The sequence below is a fragment of the Hyphococcus aureus genome (assembly GCF_042643165.1).
In the GTDB taxonomy this organism is placed as follows: domain Bacteria; phylum Pseudomonadota; class Alphaproteobacteria; order Caulobacterales; family Parvularculaceae; genus Hyphococcus; species Hyphococcus aureus.
This window is the reverse complement of record NZ_JBHRSH010000001.1, coordinates 917,036-941,644: the sequence shown is the minus strand read 5'-3', so window position 1 is coordinate 941,644 and position 24,609 is coordinate 917,036. Positions and strand designations below refer to the sequence as shown.

The 24,609-nt window shown below is 58.9% G+C and carries 31 protein-coding genes; 25 read left to right on the top strand and 6 right to left on the bottom strand.

Features of this window, described 5'->3' with window-relative positions:
- Positions 1-97: 97 nt before the first annotated feature.
- Positions 98-1,432 (bottom strand): hypothetical protein, encoded by a 1,335-nt coding sequence (locus ACFOOP_RS04455; RefSeq protein WP_379879661.1) that lies wholly within the window; start codon positions 1,430-1,432, stop codon positions 98-100.
- Positions 1,433-1,665: 233 nt separating this feature from the next.
- Between ACFOOP_RS04455 and ACFOOP_RS04450 the strand changes: the two genes are divergently transcribed.
- The 4 genes from ACFOOP_RS04450 (at position 1,666) to ACFOOP_RS04435 (ending at position 3,992) form a co-directional block, all read left to right on the top strand.
- Positions 1,666-2,250, top strand: a complete 585-nt coding sequence (locus ACFOOP_RS04450; protein ID WP_379881504.1) for a NifU family protein — start codon at positions 1,666-1,668, stop codon at positions 2,248-2,250.
- 98 nt (positions 2,251-2,348) lie between these two features.
- Positions 2,349-2,558, top strand: coding sequence for a dodecin (locus tag ACFOOP_RS04445; RefSeq protein WP_379879660.1), 210 nt, complete (start codon positions 2,349-2,351; stop codon positions 2,556-2,558).
- A gap of 42 nt (positions 2,559-2,600) precedes the next feature.
- Positions 2,601-3,194 carry a malonic semialdehyde reductase gene (locus ACFOOP_RS04440; protein WP_379879659.1) on the top strand — a complete coding sequence of 198 codons (594 nt, stop codon included), beginning with the start codon at positions 2,601-2,603 and terminating at the stop codon, positions 3,192-3,194.
- A gap of 21 nt (positions 3,195-3,215) precedes the next feature.
- Positions 3,216-3,992 carry a class I SAM-dependent methyltransferase gene (locus tag ACFOOP_RS04435; RefSeq protein WP_379879658.1) on the top strand — a complete coding sequence of 259 codons (777 nt, stop codon included), beginning with the start codon at positions 3,216-3,218 and terminating at the stop codon, positions 3,990-3,992.
- On the opposite strand, the gene ACFOOP_RS04430 is transcribed toward ACFOOP_RS04435, so the two are convergent.
- Positions 3,989-4,573 carry an N-acetylmuramoyl-L-alanine amidase gene (locus ACFOOP_RS04430; RefSeq protein ID WP_379879657.1) on the bottom strand — a complete coding sequence of 195 codons (585 nt, stop codon included), beginning with the start codon at positions 4,571-4,573 and terminating at the stop codon, positions 3,989-3,991. The genes ACFOOP_RS04435 and ACFOOP_RS04430 overlap by 4 nt on opposite strands.
- Between ACFOOP_RS04430 and tsaB the strand changes: the two genes are divergently transcribed.
- The 4 genes from tsaB (at position 4,550) to ACFOOP_RS04410 (ending at position 7,548) form a co-directional block, all read left to right on the top strand.
- A complete protein-coding gene (gene tsaB, locus ACFOOP_RS04425) occupies positions 4,550-5,314 on the top strand; it encodes a tRNA (adenosine(37)-N6)-threonylcarbamoyltransferase complex dimerization subunit type 1 TsaB (RefSeq protein ID WP_379879656.1) in 765 nt (254 codons plus the stop codon). The two genes, ACFOOP_RS04430 and tsaB, sit on opposite strands and share 24 nt — an antisense overlap.
- A complete protein-coding gene (locus ACFOOP_RS04420) occupies positions 5,311-5,760 on the top strand; it encodes a GNAT family N-acetyltransferase (protein WP_379879655.1) in 450 nt (149 codons plus the stop codon). The genes tsaB and ACFOOP_RS04420 overlap by 4 nt, the downstream gene beginning before the upstream one ends.
- A gap of 90 nt (positions 5,761-5,850) precedes the next feature.
- Positions 5,851-6,270, top strand: a complete 420-nt coding sequence (locus ACFOOP_RS04415) for a Fur family transcriptional regulator (RefSeq protein WP_379879654.1) — start codon at positions 5,851-5,853, stop codon at positions 6,268-6,270.
- 165 nt (positions 6,271-6,435) lie between these two features.
- Positions 6,436-7,548, top strand: a complete 1,113-nt coding sequence (locus ACFOOP_RS04410; RefSeq protein ID WP_379879653.1) for a ferritin-like domain-containing protein — start codon at positions 6,436-6,438, stop codon at positions 7,546-7,548.
- Positions 7,549-7,625: 77 nt separating this feature from the next.
- Here ACFOOP_RS04410 and ACFOOP_RS04405 read toward each other — a convergent pair whose 3' ends face one another.
- The gene (locus ACFOOP_RS04405) at positions 7,626-8,252 is read right to left on the bottom strand and encodes a hypothetical protein (protein WP_379879652.1); all 627 of its coding nucleotides are present in this window, start codon (positions 8,250-8,252) and stop codon (positions 7,626-7,628) included.
- Positions 8,253-8,389: 137 nt separating this feature from the next.
- On the opposite strand from ACFOOP_RS04405, the gene pip reads away from it, so the two are divergent.
- From pip to ACFOOP_RS04390, 3 genes are all read left to right on the top strand, one after another.
- Positions 8,390-9,340, top strand: coding sequence for a prolyl aminopeptidase (gene pip / locus ACFOOP_RS04400; RefSeq protein WP_379879651.1), 951 nt, complete (start codon positions 8,390-8,392; stop codon positions 9,338-9,340).
- Positions 9,341-9,469: 129 nt separating this feature from the next.
- Positions 9,470-9,643, top strand: a complete 174-nt coding sequence (locus ACFOOP_RS04395) for a hypothetical protein (RefSeq protein ID WP_379879650.1) — start codon at positions 9,470-9,472, stop codon at positions 9,641-9,643.
- Between the two features lie 163 nt (positions 9,644-9,806).
- The gene (locus ACFOOP_RS04390; protein ID WP_379879649.1) at positions 9,807-10,691 is read left to right on the top strand and encodes a hypothetical protein; all 885 of its coding nucleotides are present in this window, start codon (positions 9,807-9,809) and stop codon (positions 10,689-10,691) included.
- A 20-nt stretch (positions 10,692-10,711) separates the two neighbouring features.
- Here ACFOOP_RS04390 and ACFOOP_RS04385 read toward each other — a convergent pair whose 3' ends face one another.
- Positions 10,712-10,849, bottom strand: coding sequence for a hypothetical protein (locus ACFOOP_RS04385; RefSeq protein ID WP_379879648.1), 138 nt, complete (start codon positions 10,847-10,849; stop codon positions 10,712-10,714).
- Between the two features lie 349 nt (positions 10,850-11,198).
- On the opposite strand from ACFOOP_RS04385, the gene ACFOOP_RS04380 reads away from it, so the two are divergent.
- Positions 11,199-11,366, top strand: coding sequence for a CBS domain-containing protein (locus tag ACFOOP_RS04380; protein WP_379879647.1), 168 nt, complete (start codon positions 11,199-11,201; stop codon positions 11,364-11,366).
- Positions 11,367-11,378: 12 nt separating this feature from the next.
- On the opposite strand, the gene ACFOOP_RS04375 is transcribed toward ACFOOP_RS04380, so the two are convergent.
- Positions 11,379-12,122: a DUF1223 domain-containing protein gene (locus ACFOOP_RS04375; protein ID WP_379879646.1), complete on the bottom strand. Its 744-nt coding sequence runs from the start codon at positions 12,120-12,122 to the stop codon at positions 11,379-11,381.
- 181 nt (positions 12,123-12,303) lie between these two features.
- On the opposite strand from ACFOOP_RS04375, the gene miaB reads away from it, so the two are divergent.
- The 7 genes from miaB to metK all read left to right on the top strand — a co-directional run bounded on the left by miaB (position 12,304) and on the right by metK (position 19,551).
- Positions 12,304-13,683, top strand: a complete 1,380-nt coding sequence (miaB, locus tag ACFOOP_RS04370; protein WP_379879645.1) for a tRNA (N6-isopentenyl adenosine(37)-C2)-methylthiotransferase MiaB — start codon at positions 12,304-12,306, stop codon at positions 13,681-13,683.
- Positions 13,680-14,642 (top strand): PhoH family protein, encoded by a 963-nt coding sequence (locus ACFOOP_RS04365; RefSeq protein ID WP_379879644.1) that lies wholly within the window; start codon positions 13,680-13,682, stop codon positions 14,640-14,642. The genes miaB and ACFOOP_RS04365 overlap by 4 nt, the downstream gene beginning before the upstream one ends.
- A gap of 10 nt (positions 14,643-14,652) precedes the next feature.
- Positions 14,653-15,105, top strand: a complete 453-nt coding sequence (gene ybeY, locus ACFOOP_RS04360) for an rRNA maturation RNase YbeY (RefSeq protein ID WP_379879643.1) — start codon at positions 14,653-14,655, stop codon at positions 15,103-15,105.
- Between the two features lie 21 nt (positions 15,106-15,126).
- Positions 15,127-16,020, top strand: coding sequence for a hemolysin family protein (locus ACFOOP_RS04355; RefSeq protein ID WP_379879642.1), 894 nt, complete (start codon positions 15,127-15,129; stop codon positions 16,018-16,020).
- 16 nt (positions 16,021-16,036) lie between these two features.
- Positions 16,037-17,629, top strand: coding sequence for an apolipoprotein N-acyltransferase (gene lnt / locus ACFOOP_RS04350; RefSeq protein WP_379879641.1), 1,593 nt, complete (start codon positions 16,037-16,039; stop codon positions 17,627-17,629).
- 101 nt (positions 17,630-17,730) lie between these two features.
- Positions 17,731-18,189: a helix-turn-helix domain-containing protein gene (locus ACFOOP_RS04345; protein ID WP_379879640.1), complete on the top strand. Its 459-nt coding sequence runs from the start codon at positions 17,731-17,733 to the stop codon at positions 18,187-18,189.
- A 141-nt stretch (positions 18,190-18,330) separates the two neighbouring features.
- Positions 18,331-19,551: a methionine adenosyltransferase gene (metK, locus tag ACFOOP_RS04340; RefSeq protein ID WP_379879639.1), complete on the top strand. Its 1,221-nt coding sequence runs from the start codon at positions 18,331-18,333 to the stop codon at positions 19,549-19,551.
- On the opposite strand, the gene ACFOOP_RS04335 is transcribed toward metK, so the two are convergent.
- Positions 19,548-20,291 (bottom strand): class I SAM-dependent methyltransferase, encoded by a 744-nt coding sequence (locus ACFOOP_RS04335; protein ID WP_379879638.1) that lies wholly within the window; start codon positions 20,289-20,291, stop codon positions 19,548-19,550. The two genes, metK and ACFOOP_RS04335, sit on opposite strands and share 4 nt — an antisense overlap.
- Positions 20,292-20,461: 170 nt before the next feature.
- Between ACFOOP_RS04335 and ACFOOP_RS04330 the strand changes: the two genes are divergently transcribed.
- The 6 genes from ACFOOP_RS04330 (at position 20,462) to ACFOOP_RS04305 (ending at position 24,550) form a co-directional block, all read left to right on the top strand.
- The gene (locus tag ACFOOP_RS04330) at positions 20,462-20,968 is read left to right on the top strand and encodes a hypothetical protein (RefSeq protein WP_379879637.1); all 507 of its coding nucleotides are present in this window, start codon (positions 20,462-20,464) and stop codon (positions 20,966-20,968) included.
- A 61-nt stretch (positions 20,969-21,029) separates the two neighbouring features.
- Complete coding sequence (locus ACFOOP_RS04325) at positions 21,030-21,383, top strand: DMT family protein (RefSeq protein WP_379879636.1); 354 nt, start codon at positions 21,030-21,032, stop codon at positions 21,381-21,383.
- 33 nt (positions 21,384-21,416) lie between these two features.
- A complete protein-coding gene (gene trmB / locus ACFOOP_RS04320; protein ID WP_379879635.1) occupies positions 21,417-22,109 on the top strand; it encodes a tRNA (guanosine(46)-N7)-methyltransferase TrmB in 693 nt (230 codons plus the stop codon).
- Between the two features lie 57 nt (positions 22,110-22,166).
- Positions 22,167-23,459 (top strand): alpha/beta hydrolase family protein, encoded by a 1,293-nt coding sequence (locus tag ACFOOP_RS04315; RefSeq protein ID WP_379879634.1) that lies wholly within the window; start codon positions 22,167-22,169, stop codon positions 23,457-23,459.
- 139 nt (positions 23,460-23,598) lie between these two features.
- Positions 23,599-23,961 carry a PilZ domain-containing protein gene (locus tag ACFOOP_RS04310; protein ID WP_379879633.1) on the top strand — a complete coding sequence of 121 codons (363 nt, stop codon included), beginning with the start codon at positions 23,599-23,601 and terminating at the stop codon, positions 23,959-23,961.
- Positions 23,962-24,187: 226 nt separating this feature from the next.
- Positions 24,188-24,550 carry a PilZ domain-containing protein gene (locus tag ACFOOP_RS04305; RefSeq protein WP_379879632.1) on the top strand — a complete coding sequence of 121 codons (363 nt, stop codon included), beginning with the start codon at positions 24,188-24,190 and terminating at the stop codon, positions 24,548-24,550.
- Positions 24,551-24,609 lie beyond the last annotated feature (59 nt).

Genomic DNA, 24,609 nt, shown 5'->3' with positions numbered 1-24,609 from the left:
TCGCCGAGGCATACGCGGCTCGCCAAGCCCCTGCAATCCTGCAGGGCGAGGAATCCGGAATTCAATGAATTAGGTCGCGGGCGGCCGGGACTGATTGTTAGTTCTGACCGAAGCCGCCGCCGCGCAGTTTTTCCTGACGGATGCGGTCCTTGTCGCGGCGGATGATTTCGCCGAAATCGACATCAAGCCCGATACCGGAAAAACGAGGCCAGTCATCGTCGCCGATCCAGCGGCGGATCAACTTGTTGTCGAGCGAAAATTTCGCCTGTGTCGACATGACCGCCAACAAGGCTGAGCCAGAGAGCCCCAATATGGTAGCCGCCAGGAAAGGCGCGTTTGAAACGCCGGATATCTGCGCGACAATCAACATGGCAGCCGCGCAGGCAAGCCATGTCAGGGTCGCCGAAAGATTTCCCAGAGCATCCGTCCAGATCCGGAATACGCGAATACGCTGCATTTCCGATTGAAGGAACTTCTCCAGATACTCGATCCGCTTGGGCATCCACATCGCGAGACGCGCCCACCACTTTGCGCGATCTGTCCATTCGGCGCCGTCGGAATCGCGCCCGGAAAATTCCTCTTCGGCAATCGCCTTGTAGAACCGGGTATAATTCTGCCGGAGCGTGTTCATGCGCCGCTGCAACTTCGCGTTCAGATCCTTTGCATTGCCGCGAAACGCCGATGTCATATGGGTTGTGGTGATGCCGATCGTGATGCGAGTGACAAGAAAACCGATCAGGAGAAAGAGAGCCAATACGCCGAAAAAGGCCATGGATTGCGGCCCGAAAGAGAGCAACGCCTTCTGTCCGCCTTTAACGAGCGCGTCTGGCAGCAGCGCATCCTGAAACAAAGAGAGCGCGAGGGCTGGCGTCAGCATGGCAAAGGAGCCCGCAAACTGAAAAAGCCGTTTGCGGCGAATGTTTGTCGCCTGATTTTTACGAACGGTGATGTGATATGCGGAAATGCAGGCTCTAAGCGACATGTCGCGCGGAAACTTCGCTTCCATCATTTCGTCATTAATATCCGCGAACCAGGTGCGCGCGTTCCAGTCGAGCAGGCTCGCCCTGGCTTCATAGCCGGGAAAATAATCGATCCGGAAATTGAAATAGCGGTGCAGATCGGGATCGTAGGAATTGAAATCCTTGAACACTTCGAGATCCTGAGGTTCTCGCGGCACGTCCATGTCCTCGCGGAAGGTGTAATAGCCGCCGCACTTTTCACCGCGCGTTACGAAAGATTGCGCGAGGCGCCAGCGCTTGGCTGACAAGGGGAGCCGGCCGCGATTACGCGAGCGCATGGAGCGGGTGGTGTCGGCTTCATTTGGGGCCCGGTGCGCAGCGTTCGTTTCCGGATCGGGAAGCCGTTCGGTCGGGAAACCGCGTGGATCCTTGTCTCCGGAGTCCTCTTCCTCGGCATTGTGCTCATCAAGCATAGCGGACTCCCCTTCAGCGAGGAGATAGTATTAACCATGATCTATATTGGCCAGCGCTAAATTGAGAGTCGTCCCAATTTGGGAGAAGACACTAAAAACACTTTATCAGCGTAGGTGAAAATAGCGCGATGCGTGTCAGCGCCATTGTGTTCGCAGCTGGCCTCGGCGGCGTTGTATAAAGGCCTCGGCTGACCTAATTAAGGGGCAAGTCCACAGTGAAAGAAACGTCCGCCATGTTCATCCAGACCGAAGACACCCCGAACCCGCAATCCATGAAGTTCCTGCCCGGACAGGCCGTGCTTGGCCATGGCGCGCTGGGGATCGACTTCCCGACCCTTGAGGCGGCGGCGGCCTCGCCGCTTGCGGCCATGCTGTTCGAAACGGACGGGGTCATGGGGATCTATCTCGGCGCCGACTTCGTCACCGTTACCAAGGCCGAGGCCGTTGAATGGATGCATATCAAGCCGGCGCTGCTCGGCGCTATCGCGGATTTCTTCACTGCCGGCCTGCCTGTATTGGCTGAGGGCGCCGGCGCGCAATCGTCATCTCTGGCGACGCCGCTCGAGGATTATGAGGGTGAGGATCGCGAAATCGTCGAACAGATCGTTGAATTGATCGAGACCCGCGTTCGTCCCGCTGTGGCGGCCGATGGCGGTGATATCGTGTTCAAGCATTATGAACCGCGCACCGGCGTTGTGTTTCTCTCCATGCAAGGCGCCTGTTCGGGGTGTCCGTCCTCGACGCTGACCCTCAAAAACGGCATCGAGAACATGCTGAAGCATTATGTGCCAGAGGTTGCGCGCGTCGAGGCGGCGTAACGCCTGTTCTTCACCCGGCGGGCTGAACCCCGGCGGGCGGTCAAGTGTTCCTTATCTGGCGCGCCGGATGTGCGCCTTAGAACCGAAAGGAACGCCTCATGTCAGATAATGTCTACGCCGTCAGCAAGGTCGTCGGAACCTCGAAAACCTCGATCGAGGACGCGATCCATAACGCCATCGCGACAGCGTCGAAAACGCTGAAAAATCTCGACTGGTTTGAAGTCACTGAAACCCGCGGCCTGATTGATGATGACAAGGTCGCCTATTATCAGGTCGCGCTGGAGCTTGGCTTTCGCTATGAAAAATAGCATGAAGGGTGGCAACGACCGAGCCCATGGAGCAAGCCCCTCATGTCCGACAAGATGATCAACGACCAGGCCCTCGATATCATTTTCCGCGATGCGCGCACCCATAATGGCTGGGAGGCGCGCAAGGTGACGCGGCCGTTGATGCAGGCGGTCTATGACCTCATGAAATGGGGGCCGACGTCGGCCAATTGTTCGCCGGCGCGGTTTGTCTTCGTGTCGTCCGATGAAGCGAAGAAACGGCTTGAGCCGCATCTCGGCGATGGAAACAAGGCGAAAACCATGGCCGCGCCGTGCTGCGTCATTATCGGGCACGATATGGAGTTTCATCAAAAGCTGCCTGAGCTTTTTCCGCATACGGACGCCAAAAGCTGGTTCGCCGGGAATGACGACTTGATCAAAACCACGGCGTTTCGCAACGGCACTTTGCAAGGCGCCTATTTCATGATTGCGGCGCGCGCGCTGGGGCTCGATTGCGGGCCCATGTCCGGCTTTGATAATGCCGGCGTTGACAAGGAGTTTTTCGCGGGCACCAATTACAAGTCGAATTTCCTCTGCAATATCGGTTACGGCACGGAAGAAAACCTTTTCCCGCGCTCGCCCCGGCTGGAATTCGACGGCGCCTGTCAGGTTGTTTAAGATCGCTTTCTGGAAATGGCTGTGAAACAGCGGCTTGTTTCTCTTGCGCGCGCCGCCGGTTTGTTGCCTGCGTTCGATGCGTTGCGGTACATGCGCTCGAAATGGGCGAGCGCGAAGGAGAACGCCCGGTTTTGCGAGGCGCATCCTGATTTTATCCCGCCGCCGCTGTGGTGGATGCATGATATGTATCGCCACACTTCTTTCGATCTTTACTGGAAGACGGGCGGGGAAACGGCCGCGGCGCTCACCAGGCTGATTGACGCGCATGTGAAAACGGATACGCCGCGCGTCGCCGATTGGGGATGTGGGCTTGCGCGGGTGCTGCGCCACCTTCCGGCGCAATATCAACGCACGGGTTTTGATTATAATGAACATGCAGTTCAGTGGTGTGCGGATCATATTGAGGGCGCTCAGTTTTTCCACAACGGCCTGATGCCGCCTTTGCCCGCCGCCGCGGCGTCCTTCGATGCGCTTTATGCGCTGTCGGTGTTCACCCATCTGTCCGAAGCAGCACATGACGCGTGGATGCATGACATCGCCCGCGTGCTGGCGCCGGGCGGGATTTTTCTCGGCGCGTTTCACGTCAATCTTGCGCCAGGCCAGCTCCTGCCGGAAGAACAGGCGCGGTTCGACGCCGGGAAGCTGGTGGTGCGCGGCCGCGTCAAAGAAGGTTCGCGCACTTATGTTGCGTATCATCCCGAAAGCTGGCTCAGAAATCACCTCTTTCACGGTTGGGAAATTCTTGAAGGGCCGGTGGAGTTTTTTGGCCAGACCCTGTTTGTCGCCCGCCGTCCTTAATCCAGAACCATCGCTTTAAATTCCGCCCACGGAAAATTAGGGCCGGGGTCGGTGCGTCTTGTGGGGTCTAGGCGCGCATGGCTCACCACATGAGTGAGGTTTGGATATTTCCCTGCGGCGTAGCGCACAATGTCTGCGGTGGCTTCAAGTTGCCATGAAGAAAACGGATTCTCTCCATCTTGCCGGTTGACGATCTCAATGCCGAGGGAGGCGCGGTTGAGATTATTCGCCCCGCCGCAGATATCCGGATGTGCACATGACCGGCGCACATGCCAGGCGGCGAGGCGTTCGGGGCAGGTCGCCCAGACATGGACTCCATGAGTTGGTTCATCCTTACCCGGAACAATCCAGTGAAAGCTGGCGCGCGCCTCTTCCATGACGGAAACGGCTCCGTCGGTTGTTGCGCCTGCGGTCGCGTGAATGACGATGACTCGGACCGCTTCGCGCGTTTCGGCTCCCCGTAAAGAGGCGCAGCCGTCAGCCGCGGCCCAGGCGGTTTTGTGGATGCGTTCGGCAAGGGGCATGGGCGCCCAGTGACGGTCTGGCGGGAGGTCGAATTGAAATTCTGTCGGATCGGCCATGGCGGCCTCCTTTGCTTCAACAAGAAGGGATTTGCGGGAGAGCGCCGCTGCGCCTATGGAGGCGTCATGTTGGTCTTGGGATTGGATACGGCGCTTCAACGCTGCTCGGTCGCTATCATAAGGGGCGATGAGGTGCTCGCGGATGAATCCGTGGGGATGGAGCGCGGCCATGCGGAGCGGCTCGCCCCCATGGCGGCGGCTGCGCTGGCTAAAGCGGGGGTTTCCATTGGCGATCTGTCGCGGGTCGGCGTGGTGGTCGGGCCCGGCGGTTTCACCGGGGTCAGGGTCGCCTTATCCTTTGCGCGCGGGCTCGGCGTCGGGACCGGCATCCCTGTCGTCGGGGTTACGAGCCTTGCGGCGCTGGCCGCGCCTCATTGGGCGCAAGAGCTGGTCGCGCCCGTTATCGACGCCAGACGGGGGCAGGTTTACGCTGCACTTTATGGTCGGGGTGGTGAAATCATCCTGCCGCCATTTGTCTCGGAACCGAAAGAAGCATTGAAAAAACTACAGGATAAGGCTGCGGATCGTTCTGTCCGTGTTCTGGGATCGGGGGCGCGGCTGCTTGGCCCGGCGCCGGCTGGCTGGAGCGTGTCTGAGGCCCGGGAGGAGATCGACGCGAGGATCGTCGCCCTGCTTGCCGCCAAAGCGCCCGCGCCGGACGGACCGCCGGCGCCGCTCTATCTGCGCGCGCCGGACGCCAAGCCCGGCAAACCCGGCCTGTTTGACGGCGCCGCGCGATGATCGTTGAGTGGCGGATCTGGCCTGCCGGCCTCGAAGACGCCGACATGCTCGCCCGGCTTGAAGCGCTCGCCTTTGGCGGGCGCAGCTGGGGATCAGACAGCGTGAAGGAGAGTTTTGTCGCGCCGCGCGTGACAGTTCTTTTCGGCGGCGCCAGCGAAACGGCGCCGCAAGGCTTTGCAGTCTGGCGCGATCTTGGGCCGGAAGCCGAGATCCTCACCATTGGGGTCGTCGATGAGGCGCGCGGCGGCGGGCTTGGGCGCGCTCTGTTATCCGGCGTTTTAGAGGCGGCCCGGCTTGGCGGCGCAAAGCGGTGTTTCCTGGAAGTCGATGCGCGTAACGCTCCGGCGCAGGCGCTTTATGCGCGCGCGGGTTTTGCACAGGTGGGTGTGCGCCAGCGATATTATCGCGATGGCGGCGATGCGGTGGTGATGGCGCTCGACTTGTAGAGTTCGCCGCTGGTTCGCTTTCGAGTTGCATGGCGCGGCGGGGACGGCGATAAAGACGCCCGCTATCCCATGCCGGATCGAGGAGATTTCATGGATCGGCTAGAAAAAATTTGTGTCGCCAAAGGCATGCGTATGACGGAACAGCGCCGGGTGATTGCGCGCGTCCTGTCGGTCGCTGAGGATCATCCCGATGTGGAGGAGATCCACCGCCGCGCGACGGAGATCGACGACAAGATTTCGATCGCCACCGTCTATCGCACCATGCGCCTTTTCGAAGAGGCTGGCGTTGTTGAGCGCCATGATTTTCAGGATGGGCGCGCCCGCTATGAAGAGGCGACGGAGACCCATCACGACCATCTCATCAATCTCAAGTCGGGTGAGGTCATTGAGTTCGTTAATGAAGAGATCGAGGCGCTGCAAAAGAAGATCGCCGAACAGCACGGGTTCAAGCTTGTGGACCACCGGCTGGAACTCTACGGCGTTCCGCTAGATAAAGCCAAAAACTCTTAAATTTTTGACCAAAAATAGCGAACGACATAAGGAAATCTTGACGCCCTCAAGGTAAACTGGTCAGTGTAATAGCGAAGAGCCAGCGTGGCGGACCGTAGAGTTCAGAAGAAAAACCATCAGCGCGGCCTCTGATCTGCTTTGAGCCAGTTTTGGGAGGAACCACACATGGCGTCTTTGCGCGAGCTTTATCCGATCCCCGATATCGATCCTTGCTGGACCGTGCCCCAGAACTTCGAAACGACATTCGACTGGGAGTATGACGACGGCCGCAAGCAGATGATGCACCTTTATCAAAAGGGCAAGGACATGCAGTGGGATGCGCTCAATCGCATCGACTGGACCCTTGAGCTCGATGATGAAAATCCGATGCAGATCCCGGATGAGATGGGCGGCCTCGTCAACACGCCGGTCTGGGGCAAGATGAACAACAAGGAACGGGCGGAGCTGCGACGGCATTTGCAGGCCTGGACGACTTCGCAATTCATGCAGGGCGAACAGGCGGCGCTGATTTGCGCGGCGAAGATTGTCCAGCAGGTGCCCGACCTCGACGCCAAGTTCTACGCCTCAACGCAAGTTATGGACGAGGCCCGCCATGTGGAAGCTTACAAAAAGCTGCTGCATTGTTTCGGCGTCGCCTATCCGATGACCCATCCGCTGCAGACGCTGGTGGATCAGGCGCTGCGCGACTCGCGCTGGGATATGACTTATCTCGCCATGCAGGTGGTGATTGAGGGGTTGGCGCTCGCGGCCTTCAACAATATCCGTGAGACCTCGCAGAACCCGCTGGCGCAACAGGTCAACGCCTATGTGATGGAAGATGAATCCCGTCACGTCGCCTTTGGCCGGCTGACGCTGAAGGAATACTACCCGCATCTGACGCAGGCTGAGCGCGACGAACGCGAAGAGTTTCTGGTCGAGGCTTGCTACCATATGCGCGACCGCTTCGAGGCGCGCGAGCTTTATCAAAGCCTCGGCTTGCCGGTGGACGAGATTGTCGAAGCGCAGAACGCTTCGGGCTATCAGAAAATGTTCCGCACCATGCTGTTCCAGCGGATCGTGCCGATCGTGCGCGATATCGGCCTCTGGTCGGATAAAATCCAGGCGGCCTATGGCGAAATGGGTGTGCTCGGATTTGCTGATATTGATTATTCCGAGCTTTCCAAACGCGATGAAGAACGCGCCGAAGAGTTCGATGAGATCAACAAGCGCAAGCGGCAAGAATATGTAGAGAGTGTTGCGGCGCTGGGCGCATCTGGCGGCGTCGCCGCGGCTGAATAGGTCTTCCTAGCCTTGAAAACAAAATGGCGCGTCCCTGATCGGGCGCGCCTTTTTCTTTTTCAATAAATTGAATTCGCTTAAACGCCTGAAAGATTATTGATGAGCGGTCTTGGGGCGGGGGAAGCGTAATTTTCCGAGAGGTCGCGGTCGAGCCGGTCGGCCAGCCCGTCGGCGGCTTCGCCGAGATCGCGGATCGCATTATTATACGCTTCGCGAATGGCATCGAGGCGATCATCGTCCACGCGCTCGCCGAGCTTTTCAATCTGATGCGCGGCGCTCACATAAATCTGCCGATTTTCACGAAGCGTCTGAATGGCGCCCTCAACGATCGCGACGTCATTGCCGGTAAGGCGCGGCGCCATGACGGCGCTTTCGGCGACGCCCAGCAGCCGCTCAGCGGCTTTGAGATTCGATTTGGCGTCTGATTCCAGGCGGGAAAAGCGTTCGCCCACGGGCTGAAGCGTGCTGGCGTAGACCTCGGCGGCGTCGCTCTTGGAAAAGCCGTCATCAATAGCGCCGGCGGTCATGCGCGATACAAAGGAGACAGGCTCCGGCTTTGGCCAGGGCGCATCCGCCACATCGCGCGCCGCGTCGGCGAGGAGATCACGCTCCGCAGCTGGTTGATGGTTGACGCTGGATTGAGAGGAAACGGGGTTCACCGCGCATCCGCCGGTCAACGCCGTGAAAGTCAACGCTATTACCATTGCCGCGAAAGTCCGATTAAACGACTTGGCGGCCTGAACGCCCCTGATCACCAAACTCTTATCCCACAGAAAGACTTGTTACACATGCCTCTCCCCACTAAACGCTAACCGATTGAAAAAGGCTTGTCAGTAGGGAAATGACCGCGCTCCGCAATTTATATCCGCCATTTGAGCCGTTCGACGCCGGTATGCTGCGCGTCAGCGATGTCCATGAACTCTATTATGAAGTTTCCGGCGCGCCCGGCGGCAAGCCTGTCGTGGTGTGTCATGGCGGCCCGGGCGGCGGCTCGACGCCGTCCATGCGGCGCTATTTCGATCCATCGCGTTATCGCATTGTTCTTTTCGATCAGCGTGGATGCGGCAAGTCGCAGCCCCATGCGGACCTGACCGACAATACAACATGGCATCTTGTCGAGGACATGGAGAAATTGAGGCGGCATCTGGGCATTGAGCGCTGGCAGGTGTTTGGCGGCTCATGGGGGTCGACCCTCGCGCTCGCCTATGCGCAGACCCATCCGGACGTTGTGACGGAACTGGTGTTGCGCGGGATTTTCACGCTCCGCCGGGCCGAGCTCTTGTGGTTCTATCAGGAAGGGGCGAGCTGGCTCTTTCCCGATCTCTGGGAGAAATATCTGGCGCCGATTCCCGAAGAAGAGCGTGGCGATCTCATCGCCGCCTATTACAAACGGCTGACGGGAACCAACCGGGCGGAGCAGATGCGCGCCGCCAAGGCGTGGAGCATGTGGGAAGGCGGCACGGTTTCGCTTCTGCCCTCCGATGAACGGGTGCAGGCGTTTTCAAGCGACGCCTTCGCGCTCGCCTTCGCGCGCATCGAAGCGCACTTTTTCCAGCATGGCGGTTTTTTCGAGCGAGACGATCAGATTCTCGCCAATATTGACCGTATACGGAGTATTCCTGGGGTCATCGTGCAGGGGCGCTACGACGTCTGCACGCCCATGAAAACGGCGTGGGAGCTGCGCAAGGCCTGGCCCGAGGCGGATTTCAAGCTGATCGATGATGCCGGCCATGCGGCGAGCGAGCCAGGGATTATCGATGCGCTAGTCAAGGCGACCGACCGGTTTGCGTGATTGTGCGTTAAGGGTGAAATAACGAAGGAAGTGTTATATTTTCCGTGTACAAAATAAATTTCTGCAACGCCATTCGCCCATTGTATAGTCGTCATGAGCTTCCCATCTAAGAGTGGCGCCGGCAAATCAGTGCCGATGCAGATGGAAGTTCAGAAAATGTTTAAAAAAAGCGATAATCAAGGCGATAAAACCCCGAAACAAGCTGAAATAAAAGGCTCTGAAAAGGCGCCGGCCGCAGCCAATGAAGCAGCCAAGGCTGAGGAAACGACAACGCCAGCAACGGCCGAAGTCAAAAAAGCCTAAAAGCTCAATGGAGAGGCTTCGTGCTTCTCCGCGCTTTTACTAAAACGACGCTTACAACACCCTCGCGCCTCGCCGGCTGCGAGGGTGATGCTGCGCATATATCTGGCGAGCAGATCATCCGGCCGCCTTCTGCTGCGCGGCGCACGGCAATCAGGATATTTTTATGAACAATTTTCGAGCAGATTTTATTGATGTTCGCCGGGCGGTTTCGACGCTTGCGCTCATGCTTGTGGTTCTTGTTTTCGCAGGAGTTGCATCAGCGCAGGAGTCCGCGCTTCCCGCCAATTCGATCAGCAAAGGCTATCTTGGGGGTTGGGAATGCGCGCAAGGATTTACGAAACGATCTGATGCGTGTGTTGAAATCGCAATTCCCGAAAACGCATACGCCACGAACTCCTCTTATGACCGCGGCTGGGAGTGTCGGTATGGATATCGCCGCGAGGGTGAGGCCTGTATCGAAGTTATTATACCTGACAACGCCTATTTATCATCGCTTGGTTTTCAATGGAGTTGCGTTCGCGGATTTCAGAAGGTCGATACGTCGTGCCGGCTTATTACTGTTCCAGAGAACGGATATCTTTCCGGCGAAAGCTTTGGTTCAGGCTGGGAGTGCAAAAGAGGATTTCGCGCCAGCGAGAATGAGTGTGAGCCTATAGTTGTTCCGGAAAACGGCTATGCAACAAATTCAACTTATGGCCGGGGATGGGCCTGTGAGCGCGGATATAAAGAACGCGCCGGCGAATGTGCGCGGCTCGTGGCCCCGGTGAATGGATTTTTGGCGTATGGGCTGAGCGGAAGCGATTGGGATTGCGATCGCGGCTATAAAGTGGCCAGGGACGCTTGTGAGAAAGTGGTTGTTCCCGAGGGCGGCTATCTTACGGGCGCGTCATATGGCGCAGGCTGGCAGTGTGAGCGCGGGTTTCAGTCCAATGGCGCGGCTTGCATCGCTGTCAGGGTGCCTGAAAACGCACATCTGGATTACGCTGGCGATGGATGGGAGTGCGACGCCCCATACAGGCGCAATAATGATAGCTGCGTAGACGCATGACTGTTTTCATACGCTCTTAGCTAGTTCTTCCCGCCTTTTTTCTTTGGCTTTCCGTGAAAGACTTCTGTCGTTTGCGAGGCCGCCTGTTCAACCTTCTTGGGTTTGTTTTGTTTCGGCTTTTTCGCTTCACGATTGCTGCGTTGTTGACCTTTGGCCATGACAGAAATTCCTTATTTGCTATGGCTACTGAAGAGCCCGCGACTGTGCGTTGAGCGGTGCTTGAGATTGCGCTCTCCGCCCAAAGATCAGCCTGCCGGATATGCACACCGGCAGGCGATCAGTCTCCCCCAAGTTTTGTAGTGTTAGATTAGCGCTATCAGCGAATGCCAGTTGCTGAAGAATCGCGAATTGTTCGGGTCGTCATCATCTAATGCGCCTGAATCTACGTAAAGGCAATAGAATTTCCGTATACGAAATATATTCTCGTAATATTAATATCCGATGATGGCAGGCGCTGATAAGACATGAAGGCGAAGGCGACTGAAATAGCAACATAGGAGATTTTGCATGACGACAAAATTCATAAATAAAGAGACTGAGGGCGACGCGGCGCAGGTGATGCGGGAACATGGCGTGAAACGCGTCCCGGTCGATTATTTTCATGTCGGCGGTTATCGCTACACTGATATGAAGGACGCCATCGCGCAGGCAAAAAGGACAAAAAAGAAATCTTAAGGCGTGCTTTGCCTAAAGCGGGCAATAGACCGCCGCGCTGATGCGCTTTTGTCCGGGCTCCTGCACGATCAGGGCGCAGCTTTCGCCCTCTGAAGGTTTTTCAACCCACAATTCGCCGCCGCGTTTGCGGACAAGGCCCAGGGGCCGAATGCCGGTCACCACATTGGCCTCTGCGAAAATTTTGCCGGCATTGGCGCCGCCGGTAATGCGCGTCGATGTGCTTTTTTTAAAGGTGACGATATAGGCGTTGCCGCCGGCGTCGCTTTCGCCGATTTCAAACTGCATCCCGCCTCGCGAGAGCGACGCCTCAATCGGCGCGCCGGTTCGCGGCGCGGTCTCAATGAGGGCGCTTATTTTTTCTTTCTTGCCGCCCACTGTTTCCATCTCGCCGCCGACGACAATCTGCGGCGTATAGATCGAGCTTTTGTGACGGATATTCTTGTTGTAGCGCTTCTGGCGCGCGGTGAATTCCGATTTTGAGTAAGGGTCTTCCCAGCGGCCGTTCGCAGAACTGGTCATGTTCCAGTAATCGATATGCCAGGACAGGGCGACGACGTCGTCGCGGGCGGCGATTTCCGGAAAAAGCGCCGCCGCCGGCGGGCACATAGAGCAGGCCTGGGACAGGAATAACTCCACCAGAACGGGCGGCTCCCCCTCTGCGGAGGAAGGTTCCTGCGCGCCCGCCGGCTTCACGACCAGGCTCAATCCTGCTGCTGCGCCGCATAACGTGCGCAAAAAATACCGATTTGACGTCATCAACACCCTCAGAAAGCGATACGCGCTCTCTCCCTAGTGGTAGTTTGCCGCGCAACCAGTGCGCGATCAAACCAATAATGCTCACAAGCCCGCGATTTGGCGGCGATATCGCAGCCTCATTGCATTGCCGCGCTCGCCCGCCTAAATAGCGGCGCTTTCGTGATATAGATGACAAGAGACCATGACCGATCCGCGGCCAAAACAAGGTAAATCCGTCTTCATCCGCACCTATGGGTGCCAGATGAATGTCTATGATTCCGAGCGCATGGCGGGTCTGTTGAAGCCTTTGGGCTACACTGTCGCCGATGCGCCGGAAGCGGCGGACCTCGTCATTCTCAATACTTGTCATATCCGCGAGAAAGCCGCGGAGAAGGTTTATTCCGACCTTGGGCGGCTGAAACAGCTCAAGGCCGACAAGGCTAATGCCGGCGTCGATATGAAGATCGCCGTCGCCGGCTGCGTTGCCCAAGCTGAGGGGGCGGAGATCACGCGCCGCGCGCCGGTGGTCGACATGGTGGTGGGCCCGCAAGCCTATCACCGCCTGCCGGAATTGATTGCGCGCACAGCGCGCGAGTGCGGAGATGTTCTGGATACGGACTTTGCCGTTGAAGAGAAATTCGACCGGCTTGCGACCCGTGAGGCGGACGGCCCGACGGCGTTCCTGACAGTGCAGGAAGGCTGCGACAAGTTCTGTACCTTCTGCGTCGTTCCCTATACGCGCGGCGCCGAGGTGTCGCGCAATGTGGACGCAATTGTCGCTGAGGCGCGCTCACTCGCGGCGCAAGGCGTTCGCGAAATCACGCTGCTGGGTCAGAATGTGAACGCCTGGGGCTCAGCCCCGCCCGCTGGCGTCGCCGGAGATGAATGGGGGCTGGGAGAGCTCTGCCGTCATCTGGCGAAAATCGACGGGATCGACCGCATCCGCTTCACCACCTCTCATCCGCGCGACATGGATGACGGGCTCATCGCCGCTTTCGCTGAGGAGGAGAAACTGATGCCCTATCTCCACCTTCCGGTGCAGGCGGGCTCGGACAAGATCCTGAAGGCGATGAATCGCGGCCATACCGCCGAGCACTACGTCAAGCTGATTGAGCGTATTCGCGCCGCCCGGCCCGATATCGCCCTTTCCGGCGACTTTATCGTCGGTTTCCCCGGCGAAACGAGTGAGGATTTTGAAGCCACATTGGCTCTCGTCGAGGCTGTCGGCTACGCCTCGGCCTATTCCTTCAAATATTCCCGCCGGCCCGGAACGCCGGGCGCTGCGATGGCCAAACAGGTGGCCGAAGACGAAAAGGATGACCGTCTCGCGCGTTTGCAGAGCCTTCTTGAAGCCCAGCGTCAGGCCTTTAATCAGGCCCGGATCGGGTCCGAACTCCCGGTTCTGTTTGAAAGACCCGGCCGCAAGGAAGGCCAGCTCATTGGCCGCTCGCCCTATTTGCAAAGCGTTCACGTTGAGGCGCCACAATCTTGTCTTGGAACGATTGCTAAGGTGAAGATTGAAGGCGTCACGCCGAACGCCCTTGCGGGCGCTATGTTGAAAAGGGAAGAGGCCGCCGCTTGAGCGAACAGAAATCTTCAGGCGAAATCGAGCATATCGACTTTGACGACAATCGTCTGGTCGCGGCCCTTTCAGGCGAACATGACGCCCATCTCTCCATTCTCGAAGACGCCCTTGATGTGCGCATCAATCCGCGCGGCAACCGCTTTGCGGTGACGGGCGCGGCTGGCGCACGCGCGCGCGCGATTGCGGCGCTGTCCTCGCTTTATGCGCGGCTCGCCCACGGCGAGGCGGTGGGCGCCGGCGAGGTGCGCGCGGCTGCGAAACTTTCCGAGGCGCCGGTGGAGGTTCAGTCCATGAGCCCGGGCATCAAGACGCCCAAGCGCTTAATCACGGCGCGCACGCCCAATCAGGCGGCTTATTTGCGCGCCTTGTCGGAAAGCGACCTTACCTTTGGCGTCGGTCCCGCCGGCACTGGCAAGACCTATCTCGCGGTCGCCCATGCAGTGGGCCTGCTTTTATCGGGCCAAGTTGAACGGATCATTCTGTCGCGTCCCGCTCTTGAAGCTGGCGAGCGCATCGGTTTCCTGCCCGGAGAAATGCGCGAAAAACTCGACCCTTACATGCGCCCGCTTTACGACGCGTTGCACGATATGATGCATGCGGATTATGTGGAGCGGCGGATTGCGGCGAACGAAATCGAGATTGCGCCAATTGCGTTTATGCGCGGGCGTACGCTTGCGCGCGCAGCGGTCATTCTCGACGAAGCGCAAAATGCGACGCCAGCGCAGATGAAAATGTTCCTCACCCGTCTGGGCGAAGGCGCCCATATGGCGATCACCGGCGACCCGACGCAGACCGATCTTCCGTCGGGAGAGGTTTCGGGGCTCGCCGACGCGCTGAGCGTTCTCTCGGGCGTGAAGGGGGTCGCCGAAGTCCGCTTCGAGGCGTCCGACGTCGTGCGCCATCCGCTGGTGGCGCGCATTATCGCCGCCTATGAAAGCCGCGGCGCCCAGAAATGACCATCAGACGATGATTGAGGCCGTGATCGAAGATGAGGGCTGGACCGTGATCCTGCCTGACGCGGCCGCGCTTGCCGAGGAATGCCAGGGGCGGGCGGCTGTGTTCGAGGCCCCGATCGGACGCGAGATCGCTCTTTTATTCTGTGATGACGCCGCCATGGCGGACCTCAACGCCCGGTTTCGGGGCAAGGAGGGGGCCACCAATGTCCTGTCTTTTCCGTCAGGTGAAGAGGAGGGCTTCCTTGGCGACATCGCCCTCGCGCGTGAGACCTGCGCTGCGGAAGCGGCCGAGAAGCAGATTTCGTTGCGCGATCATGCGGCCCATCTCATTATCCATGGCATGCTCCATCTGATCGGTTATGATCATGAGACGGAAAGCGAAGCCGTTTTGATGGAGCGGCGCGAAACGGAAATTCTGTCAGCCATGGGCGTGGCGGATCCCTATGGCCAAGATGGCGAATGAAAGAGATAAGCGGCGAAGCTGATGACGATTGACGATAGCAGTGACGAAAACGGATTTGGCGACAGTATTATGGCGCGGCTGCGCTCCATGATTGGAAAACCCGGCCGCGCAGAAGACCTCGCCGCCCTCGAAAATGGGGACGAGGCTACGGCGCGGACTTTCGATCAGGCCCGCCGCGAAATGATTGAACGGGTCATCGCCTTTGATGAAAAGAAAGTTTTCGACGTGATGGCGCCGCGCGCGGATATTTCCGCGGTCGACATCGACACGCCGCTGCAGGAACTCATCAGACTGTTCTCCGACGCCGGCCATTCGCGCATGCCGGTCTATCGCGGCGATCTCGATGATCCCGTCGGCATGGTGCATCTGAAAGACGTCATCGGTCTCATCGCCGACGACGCCAAGCCTTTGCCGGCCTCGGGCCCGATCCTGAAAACCTTGCGCCGGGATGTGCTTTACGTGCCGCCCTCCATGCGCGTCACCGATCTGCTCCTGCGCATGCAGGCGTCCCGCATTCATATGGCGCTCGTCATCGACGAATATGGCGGCACCGACGGGCTTGTCACCATCGAAGACCTCGTTGAACAGATTGTCGGCGAGATCAATGACGAACATGACGACGAGGATGAACTTGTTATAGCACCCCTGCCCAGCGGCGGCTGGGAAGTGGATGCGCGCGTCGAGCTTGCCGATTTCGAAGAAGAGACTGGGCTTCACCTCGATACGGAGGATGATGAGATCGACACGGTCGGCGGTTTCGCCGTTTCGCTGGCGGGCCGCGTGCCCCAGCGCGGAGAGGTTTTGTCCGCCCCCAACGGCTTTGATTTCGAAGTGACTGAAGGCGATGCGCGCAAGGTCAGGAAGTTGCGCATCCGACCGTCCGCCGCGAATGCGCCGGGCAAGGCCGCGGAGTAGGCGTTTGCAAGACGTCTTGTCTCGATGTTCAGAGCTGTTAACGCGCGCCGCCGAAGGAATTCGCGGCGCTTCGGGCTGGCGGCGCTGGCTCATTTCCTTTGTCGCCGGGCTTGCCGCCGCAACGGCGTTGGCGCCGCTTTATCTTCTGCCCCTGATGGCGGTGGGGATGACGGTGCTGGTGCTCCTGATTGACGGCGCCGCCGCGCACAGCAAGCCAGGACGCAGCGCCTTCATCGCCGGCTGGTTCTGGGGCTTCGGCTATTTCCTCGCCGGGGTTTACTGGATGGCCCTGTCGTTTTTTGTGCAGGCAGACCAGTTCGCCTGGATGGCGCCTTTCGCCTTGGCTGGCATGCCAGCGTTTCTTGCGCTCTTTACAGGCGCCGCCGCGTTATGTTGTGCGGCGTTTCCGAAAACCGGCTGGGCCCGCATTGTTTTCTTCGCCGGCGTTTTCGCCTTGGTCGAATATGGGCGCGGCCATATCCTGACTGGCTTGCCATGGAACCTGACGGGACAGGTTTTCGCAGGCAGCGCTGTCGGGGCGCAGACGGCGGCATGGTATGGCGCATACGGATTAAGCCTTGTCGCAATTTTCCTGGCCGCGGCGCCTGCGGCCGGGCTTGAGGCCGATGACAAAACAAAGCCGCTTTCCGGTTTCTGGGTCATGCTTGGCGGCGCGGCGCTGTTGTTCGCCGCCGGGGCTATCCGCCTTGCGATGCCGGAGCCCCAAGGCGACGCCCGCCAGCTTGTGCGGATCGTTCAGCCCAACATTCCCCAGCGGGAAAAAATCCAGTGGAGTTACTGGGCGAAAAATTTCGAACGCCAGATGGAGCATTCGCGTGGGGCCGTGCCGCCCGATGCGCAGCTTTTCATTATCTGGCCGGAAAACGGCGCGCCGCTGTTGAGCGAATCGCCGTCGGCGCTGGAGGCGCTCTCAGAAGAACTCCCCGAAAACTCAGTGCTGATCGCCGGGACGGTGCGGCGCGAGGAGGCGGAGAATGGCGAGGAGCGCTGGTATAATTCCATCGCTGTTGTCGAGCAGGAAGAAGACCGCCGGCGCATAACCGCCCATTATGACAAGCATCACCTGGTGCCCATCGGCGAATATCTGCCCTTCTACGATTTTCTGAGCCAGATCGGCGTCGCAGCGCTGACCCCCTATCAGGATCGGGGGTTTTCATCCGGGTTGGGCCCGACGACACTCTCTGCAGGCGGCGCATCTTTCTCCCCCATGATTTGTTATGAGGCGATTTTTCCGGGCGCCTCCTATTTCAAGGGCGAGCGCCCCGACTGGCTCGTCGTCGCCACGAATGACGCCTGGTTCGGCGACAGCTCCGGGCCGCGCCAGCATCTCGATATGGCGCGGTTGCGCGCGGTGGAAACCGGACTGCCCATGGCCCGCTCGGCTAATACCGGGGTTTCCGCGCTGATTGATGCAAAAGGACGCATCCTTGCCCGAATCCCGCTCTATCAGGCGGGTAAGATTGACGCGCCTTTGCCGCCGAAATTACCGCGAACGCTCTATGATCGCGCTGGAGACTGGCCTTTTTTGCTGTTTGTGCTGATTTTCCTGATACTGCCTTTTCAGGGAAAATTGTTTGCCCGTGTATGAGTTGGGCCTTATCGCTTTGCGCCTTCAGGGGGCTGCACTATAAGCGGACAGTTCGGTAGCCGGGGCGAGAACGCCTCGTCAGTAATGCGTGGGGACTTAGCATGGCGAAACCGCAGAAAGCGGCGGAAACGACATCAGACGATACGGGCAAGCGAAGCGGGCCGCATCCGATTGATGTCCATGTGGGGTCGCGCGTCAAACTCCGGAGAATGATCCTCGGCATGAGCCAGGAAACGCTCGGCAAGGCGCTCGGGCTGACTTTCCAGCAAATCCAGAAATACGAAAAAGGCGTGAACCGGATCGGCGCAAGCCGGATGTTCGAGCTCTCGCGTTTGCTCGAAGTGCCGGTGCAGTTCTTTTACGACGATTTTGGCGACGGATCGGCCGCTGCGGGTTTTGCCGAAGGCGAGGCCAGCGAATCGCTTATGGCGCTGGTGAACTCGCCTGACGGGGTTCAGCTCTGCCGGTATTTTGCAGAGATCAAGGATCCCCAGGTCAAAAAACGGGTGCTCGATCTGGTGAAATCCATCGCCGAAACCGAGGGTGTCGAGATTTCATAAGGACCGCCCTGCGCAGCTGTGCTATTTCCCTGGTGTCTCGCACCTCTGGAAAAACGGTTCTCTTTCGGTTGGACACAGCCGCGCCGATTCTGTATAGCCGGGCATATAAAGTTTTCCTTATATGTGAGGTCCAGCATTTCTATGGCTCGTCAGTCCTATCTTTTCACCAGTGAAAGCGTTTCCGAAGGCCACCCGGACAAGGTTTGCGACCGCATTTCCGATGAGATCGTCGATCTGATCTATCGCGAGGCGCAGGCCGGAGAAATGAACCCGTGGGATGTGCGGGTCGCGGCTGAAACCCTCACCACCACCAACAAGGTTGTCATCGCCGGCGAAGTGCGGGCTCCGGAAGCGTTGATGGACGGGAAAGGCGGCGTGAAGCCGGCTGCGTTTGAAAGCGCGGCGCGGGAGGCTATCAAGGCGATTGGCTACGAACAGGACGGCTTCCACTGGGAGACCGCTGATATTGATGTGTTGCTGCACGGCCAGTCGGCCGATATTGCGCAAGGCGTCGACAAGGCGTCAGACGCCAATGCAGAGGGCGCCGGCGATCAGGGCATCATGTTCGGCTACGCCTGCCGGGAAACGCCGACGCTGATGCCGGCGCCGATCTATTACAGCCACAAGATTCTCGAAGACCTCGCCGCTGCGCGTCACGCCGGCAAAGGCGACGCCGGCAGCCTCGGCCCCGACGCCAAGAGCCAGGTGACGGTGCGCTATCGCAATGGCGAAGCAGTGGAAATCACCTCGATTGTTCTCTCGACGCAACATCTCGACGCCTCCTGGAATTCGGCCAAGGTGCGTGAAGTGGTCGAGCCTTATATTCGCAAGTCTGTCGCTGAGCTGCCGATTGCGGCGAACTGCGTCTGGCACGTCAACCCGACCGGCAAGTTCGTCATTGGCGGGCCTGACGGCGACGCAGGGCTCACGGGCCGCAAGATCATCGTCGACACCTATGGCGGCGCTGCGCCTCACGGCGGCGGCGCGTTCTCCGGCAAGGACACCACCAAGGTCGACCGGTCTGCGGCTTACGCTTCGCGCTATCTCGCGAAAAACGTTGTCGCCGCCGATCTCGCCGACCGCTGCACCATTCAGCTTTCCTATGCGATCGGCGTCGCTCAGCCGCTATCGATCTATGTGGATCTCCACGGCACCGGAAAGGTCGATGAAGAGGCGCTTGAGCGCGCGCTGGGCGAGGTGATGGATCTGTCGCCCTCCGGCATTCGCCGCCAGCTCGACCTCAACAAGCCGATCTATGCGCGCACCGCCGCTTACGGCCATTTCGGGCGCGAACCCGATGCAGAGGGTGGTTTCTCCTGGGAAAAGACCGATCTTGTCGAGGCGCTGAAAAAAACAGTCTAGCGCCGGACGCCAATCAGCGTTCCTTTGGTCCCCGTCTTCTCCAGGTGGAAATCGAAGTCGGGCCAGCGTTTGCGCCAGCGCCGGGCGATGATGCGCTCGCCCGGTCGCGCGCCGTCATCCATCAAAATGACGCCGCCTGACGGAATGCGCTCGAATACGCAGTCTGCTGCGCCCCGTCCGAAAGGATGCACCGCCCATGGCGGCCCGTCGACGATAAGCAAATCGATGCGTTCGGGAAGCGAGCCATGCATATACCAGCGCCCCGGCCAGTCTTTCGAGGTGGCGATAAGGGGCGCATGGCGGAGATCGGCTTCAAGTTCATGCTCCCATAGCCAGTCGCGAACTAACGCCACATATTCTTCATGCTGATCAAAGCTGATAAGCTGACCGCTATCATTCAAGGCGAGCGCCTGCGCAATGACAAGTGTTGTCGCGCCCATACCGAATTCCATGACGGTTTCGGGGCGCCGCTCCAGAACCGTTTCGGCGATGATATCCAGCAACGCCGCATCCGCCTTCCAGCTTCCGAGATTGGGCAGGGCGTCTTGCGGCAGGCCAATTTTCTCCAAGACAGCCGCCCGGCGTTCGGCGGAGCCGCCGGAAAGGCTGCGCAACAGCCATGGCCAGCCGATGGCGCCAAAGGCGAGAATATGAGCCCAATCGGAAAGGGATTTTCGGCGGATACGGTGATCGACGGTTTCGCGCAGCGGCAGATAGCTGGTGGCGTCTCGGCTCGTCAAAGGGGGAACTCCTCGCCGCAATGTTGAAAATATGGAACGGCAAGGGAGAAATTCAATTCGGTTCAGGGATATATTTTTATCCACATGCCGGTAAGGACCGATTGGGCGCAAGTCGTCGATTACGAGCCGCCATGATCGTCTATGACCGCAACCATTATCGGGAGGGGATCATGATCCGCACGTTGTTCACCCTTGTGGGGACATTGTTTTGGTTTGTTCAGCCTGTGGCGGCGGCGAGCCCGTCTGCGCTTCTTGTGCAACTGCAGGGCGAGTGGCGGTCCGATGGTTCGGCCTTTGGCGGCGCGGCGGAAAGCGAAATGGTCTGGGCGCCCGCGCTCAACGGCAAGTTCTATCGCCTCGATTACCGGGTTGCGGTGACGCGCGATGACGGCGCGGCTTTCACCTTTGAAGGCGTCGCTCATTATCAGCTTGGAGAAGGCGATGTCCTGTCGGCCTATTGGGCAGACAATTCCGGCGATCTGCATCCGATCCGCGCCGAGCGGGACGGCGATGCGCTGATCGCTCATTGGGGCCTCGAAGGCGCCAAGCAGGGCCGCACCCGGTATGAGCTTTTATCTTCCGGCGAGATCGATGTGACAGACTGGATCAGGACGGAAGATGGGTGGCGCCAGTTCAACCACAACAGGTTTTTTCGCGCCGCCAGAAAAGTCGATTGAAACCGGATTACGCCTTACGCGCAGCGCGATATAACGCGTTTCTTTAAGAAGCGGGTTTCAAATGCAGTCCAATATCTTGTTATATGCGGCGCCGGTGATTTTGTTGTCCCTGTCGAATGTCTTCATGACCTTCGCCTGGTACGGACATCTGAAATTCAAGGCCGCGCCGCTGATTATCGTCATTCTTGCGAGCTGGGCCATCGCTTTTTTCGAATATTGCCTCGCGGTGCCTGCGAACCGGATCGGCCATGGCGTCTATTCCGCCGTCGAACTGAAAACCATGCAGGAAGTGATCACGCTGGCCGTGTTCGCCGTGTTTTCGGTGCTTTATTTGAACGAGCCCCTGACCCTGCGCCAGCTTGGAGGATTTGCGCTGATCGCCGCCGGCGCCGCGCTGGTGTTCTACAAGGGTTGAGTGGCCGGTCTTGCGCCGCTAAGCACCGCCTCAATGAGCGACAAGACATACATCCCCCGGCTTTATGGCCGCCAGATCGACAAGCCTTTAAAGCCGCGTCAGGCGCAGCTGATGGAAACTTTGCTGCCGCGTCTCGCCATCCCGATGGAGGAGCCCGCCAAGGGCGCCATCGATCCGCAAGAGCTTTTTCCGCAGGCGGAGGAAATCCATCTCGAGGTCGGTTTTGGCGGCGGCGAACATCTCGCCTGGCAGGCGGCGCATAATCCGAAAATCGGTTTCATCGGCGCGGAGCCCTTCGTCAACGGTGTCGCCAAGCTGCTCGTTCATGTGGATGAAGGCAGGCAGGAAAATATACGCATTCATCACGGCGATGTGCGCCCCTTGATCGAGGCGCTTCCGGACGCCTCGCTCGCGCGTATCTATGTCCTCCATCCTGACCCATGGCCGAAGAAACGTCATCACAAACGCCGGATGATTTCACCCTGGTTTTTTGCGCAAGCCGCGCGGCTTTTAAAGTCCGGCGGGGAACTTCGCGTCGCTTCGGACATTCGCGACTATATCCGCTGGACCCTGATGCATGCGCAGCAGGCGAGTGAATTCGAATGGACGGCCACATGCGCCGCCGACTGGAAGAAGCGGCCCGGCGACTGGCCGCAGACGCGTTATGAGGCGAAATCCCTGCGCGAAGGGCGCACGCCCGCCTATCTCGTCTTTCGTCGCAAATGAGCGTCCCTTTCGGGATTTTGACTTGCGGTGATGGGCGGGGCGCAAGCAAATAGCCCCATGACAAAGTTCCTCACGCAACTGCTTTTCCTGATGGCGTCGCTGGCGCTGCTTTCCGGCTGCGCCAAGATGACCCTGGCATGGGCTGATCTCAAACCGGCCGGGCCCGTCGCCGCGCCGCAGGCGCTTGGGACTTTCGCCGGAGACGCCGCGGTTACAAATTCATCCGATTGGGAAGCGCGCAAGCCGGCTCTGCAAAAAGCGTTTGAATCGGAAGTTTACGGCGTCTTTCCTGACGCCTCGTCAACACGGATTCTTGGCAAGCTTGTGCTCAATGACAACGCCTTTGACGGGCGCGGCGTGCTTGAAGAATGGACCCTCTCGGCGGATGCGACCTTCAACGGCCGCACAGTGGAGACAAAGCCATTCCCCGGTCGCGACGGGTTTCTGCTCGAGGTCGCGTTGCCGAAAGAGGCGACAGGACCGGTCCCGATTATTCTGATGGAGACATTCTGTCCCTCGTGGGAAGTTGTTCCTGACCCTGCTGTTTCGCGGCCTTCCGATGCGCGGGAGATGGGCGGCGGACCTTTGGGCGGGGTCATGACCTATGTGTTCGGACGCTATATCTGCACACCGCCTTTCGAAATGATTCTGGAGCGCGGTTATGGTGTCGCTGTGCTCTATCCCAACTCTGTGCCGGATCAACGCGACGAGGGGCTTGCAGAACTGCGCCGCCTTTCCGCCGGCTATGAAAATGATGATACGCGCTGGGGCGCGGTCGCCGCGTGGGGCTGGCTATTTTCGCGAGCGGTGGATGCGCTGGAGCAGGACCCGCGTATTGACGCCAATGCCATCGCGACCTGGGGGCATTCGCGTTACGGCAAGGCGGCGCTGGTCGCCGCTGCCTGGGACCCGCGCATCGCCGCCGTCATTGCGCATCAATCCGGCACGGGCGGCGCCTCCCTTAATCGGGAGAAGAAAGGCGAAAGCGTCAGCGCCATTACGAGCGCCTATCCTCACTGGTTTGCCAAAAGTTACGCTGAAATTGCCGGTGAGGAAGAAACGATGGATGTCGATCAGCATCTTCTGATTGCGCTGATCGCTCCCCGGCCCGTCCTCCTCGGCAATGCGCGCCGCGACGTCTGGTCCGATCCGAACGGGGCCTTCCGGGCGGCGCTGGGCGCTGATCCGGTTTATGAGCTTTTGGGCTCGGACGGTTTGTCGCAGTTGCGTCTCGATGAATGGCGGCCGCAGGCCGGAATCGCCTTCTGGTTGCGTCCTGGGACTCACGGCGTTGTCAAAGAAGACTGGCCTGCTTTCCTTGAGTTTCTAGACGCTCACCTTGGTGACTGACAACAGCAGCGCTGTCCTAAAACTAAAAAAGTCTTGCCGGGAAATTTTCAAATCAATTTCTGCCCTTAGCGGGATGGTTTCTCCTTCTCGTATAAGTTGCACCACGCCTCGGGGGGAGGCGTGTGCAAGAGGCGAGAGAATGAACAACAGCTCCGATGAAAACCGCAAGAGTTTCCGCTTTGGGCTAACGGCTTCTGTCGACGTGATGGACGGTGTGGAGCGTCATGCTTTTGGAACGCTGATCGACTTTTCCCGGGACGGCGCCGGGATTCGCAGCATGACGCCTTTGAATATGGGGCGGAAATACAAGTTTCACGTTCGCGGGATCGGCACCTGGAGCGGCGTTGTGGTGCGCCGTTTTGACGGGCGCAGCTACGGTGTGCGTTTTGAGAATTCTGAAACGGAAAAGCGTCAGATCGACCGCATCCTGATGAGCATGATGGATGGCACGATGGACACCTCCACGATCTGCCAGATCCGTCCCCGCATTCGTGCATTCTGATCAAAGAAAAGACAGAGGCCGAATAACAAGGCGCCGCCTGTCGACTTCAGGCTCGCATGCGTCTCCAGCCGCGGCGGGCCTGTTTTGTAGGCCTGCAAAATTTCCGTATTCGGAAAAAAATATTGGTGGAAGGAATAATATGCTGAAAATTGTACTTAAATGACTCAGCATATTTTCCGCCAGGTTTTCTTCCTTACCTTATAAAGGCGTCTCCTGGGAGGACGCTATGACCAACGATAATAAACAAGGCGGTGTTGTCGGCCGCAAAAGCTTCCGTTTCGACTATGCCGCGCCGGTGGATATTTTGCGTGGTTCTGAACGCTATTCTTTTGGCGTGATGCTCAATGTCTCGCGCGGCGGCGCCGCGTTTCGCGCCTTTGCGCCGTTGCAGACGGGCGTTGCTTACGAGCTTCATATCCGCGGCGTGGGCACATATCCGGGCACAGTCGTGCGCCGGTTCAGCGGCGATTGTTATGCGGCGCGCTTTGATGTTGAGGAAGCCGTGAAGCGCCGTATCGACAAGACGCTTGCGGCGCTCTTTGGCCTGCAAAAACAGGATGCGGACGCAAAGACCCGCTTTTCGGCGTGACAACGCCCCGGTCTTTATGGTTTTAGAGGCGCAGTCCAAAAGGAATGCGTTTCCATGGC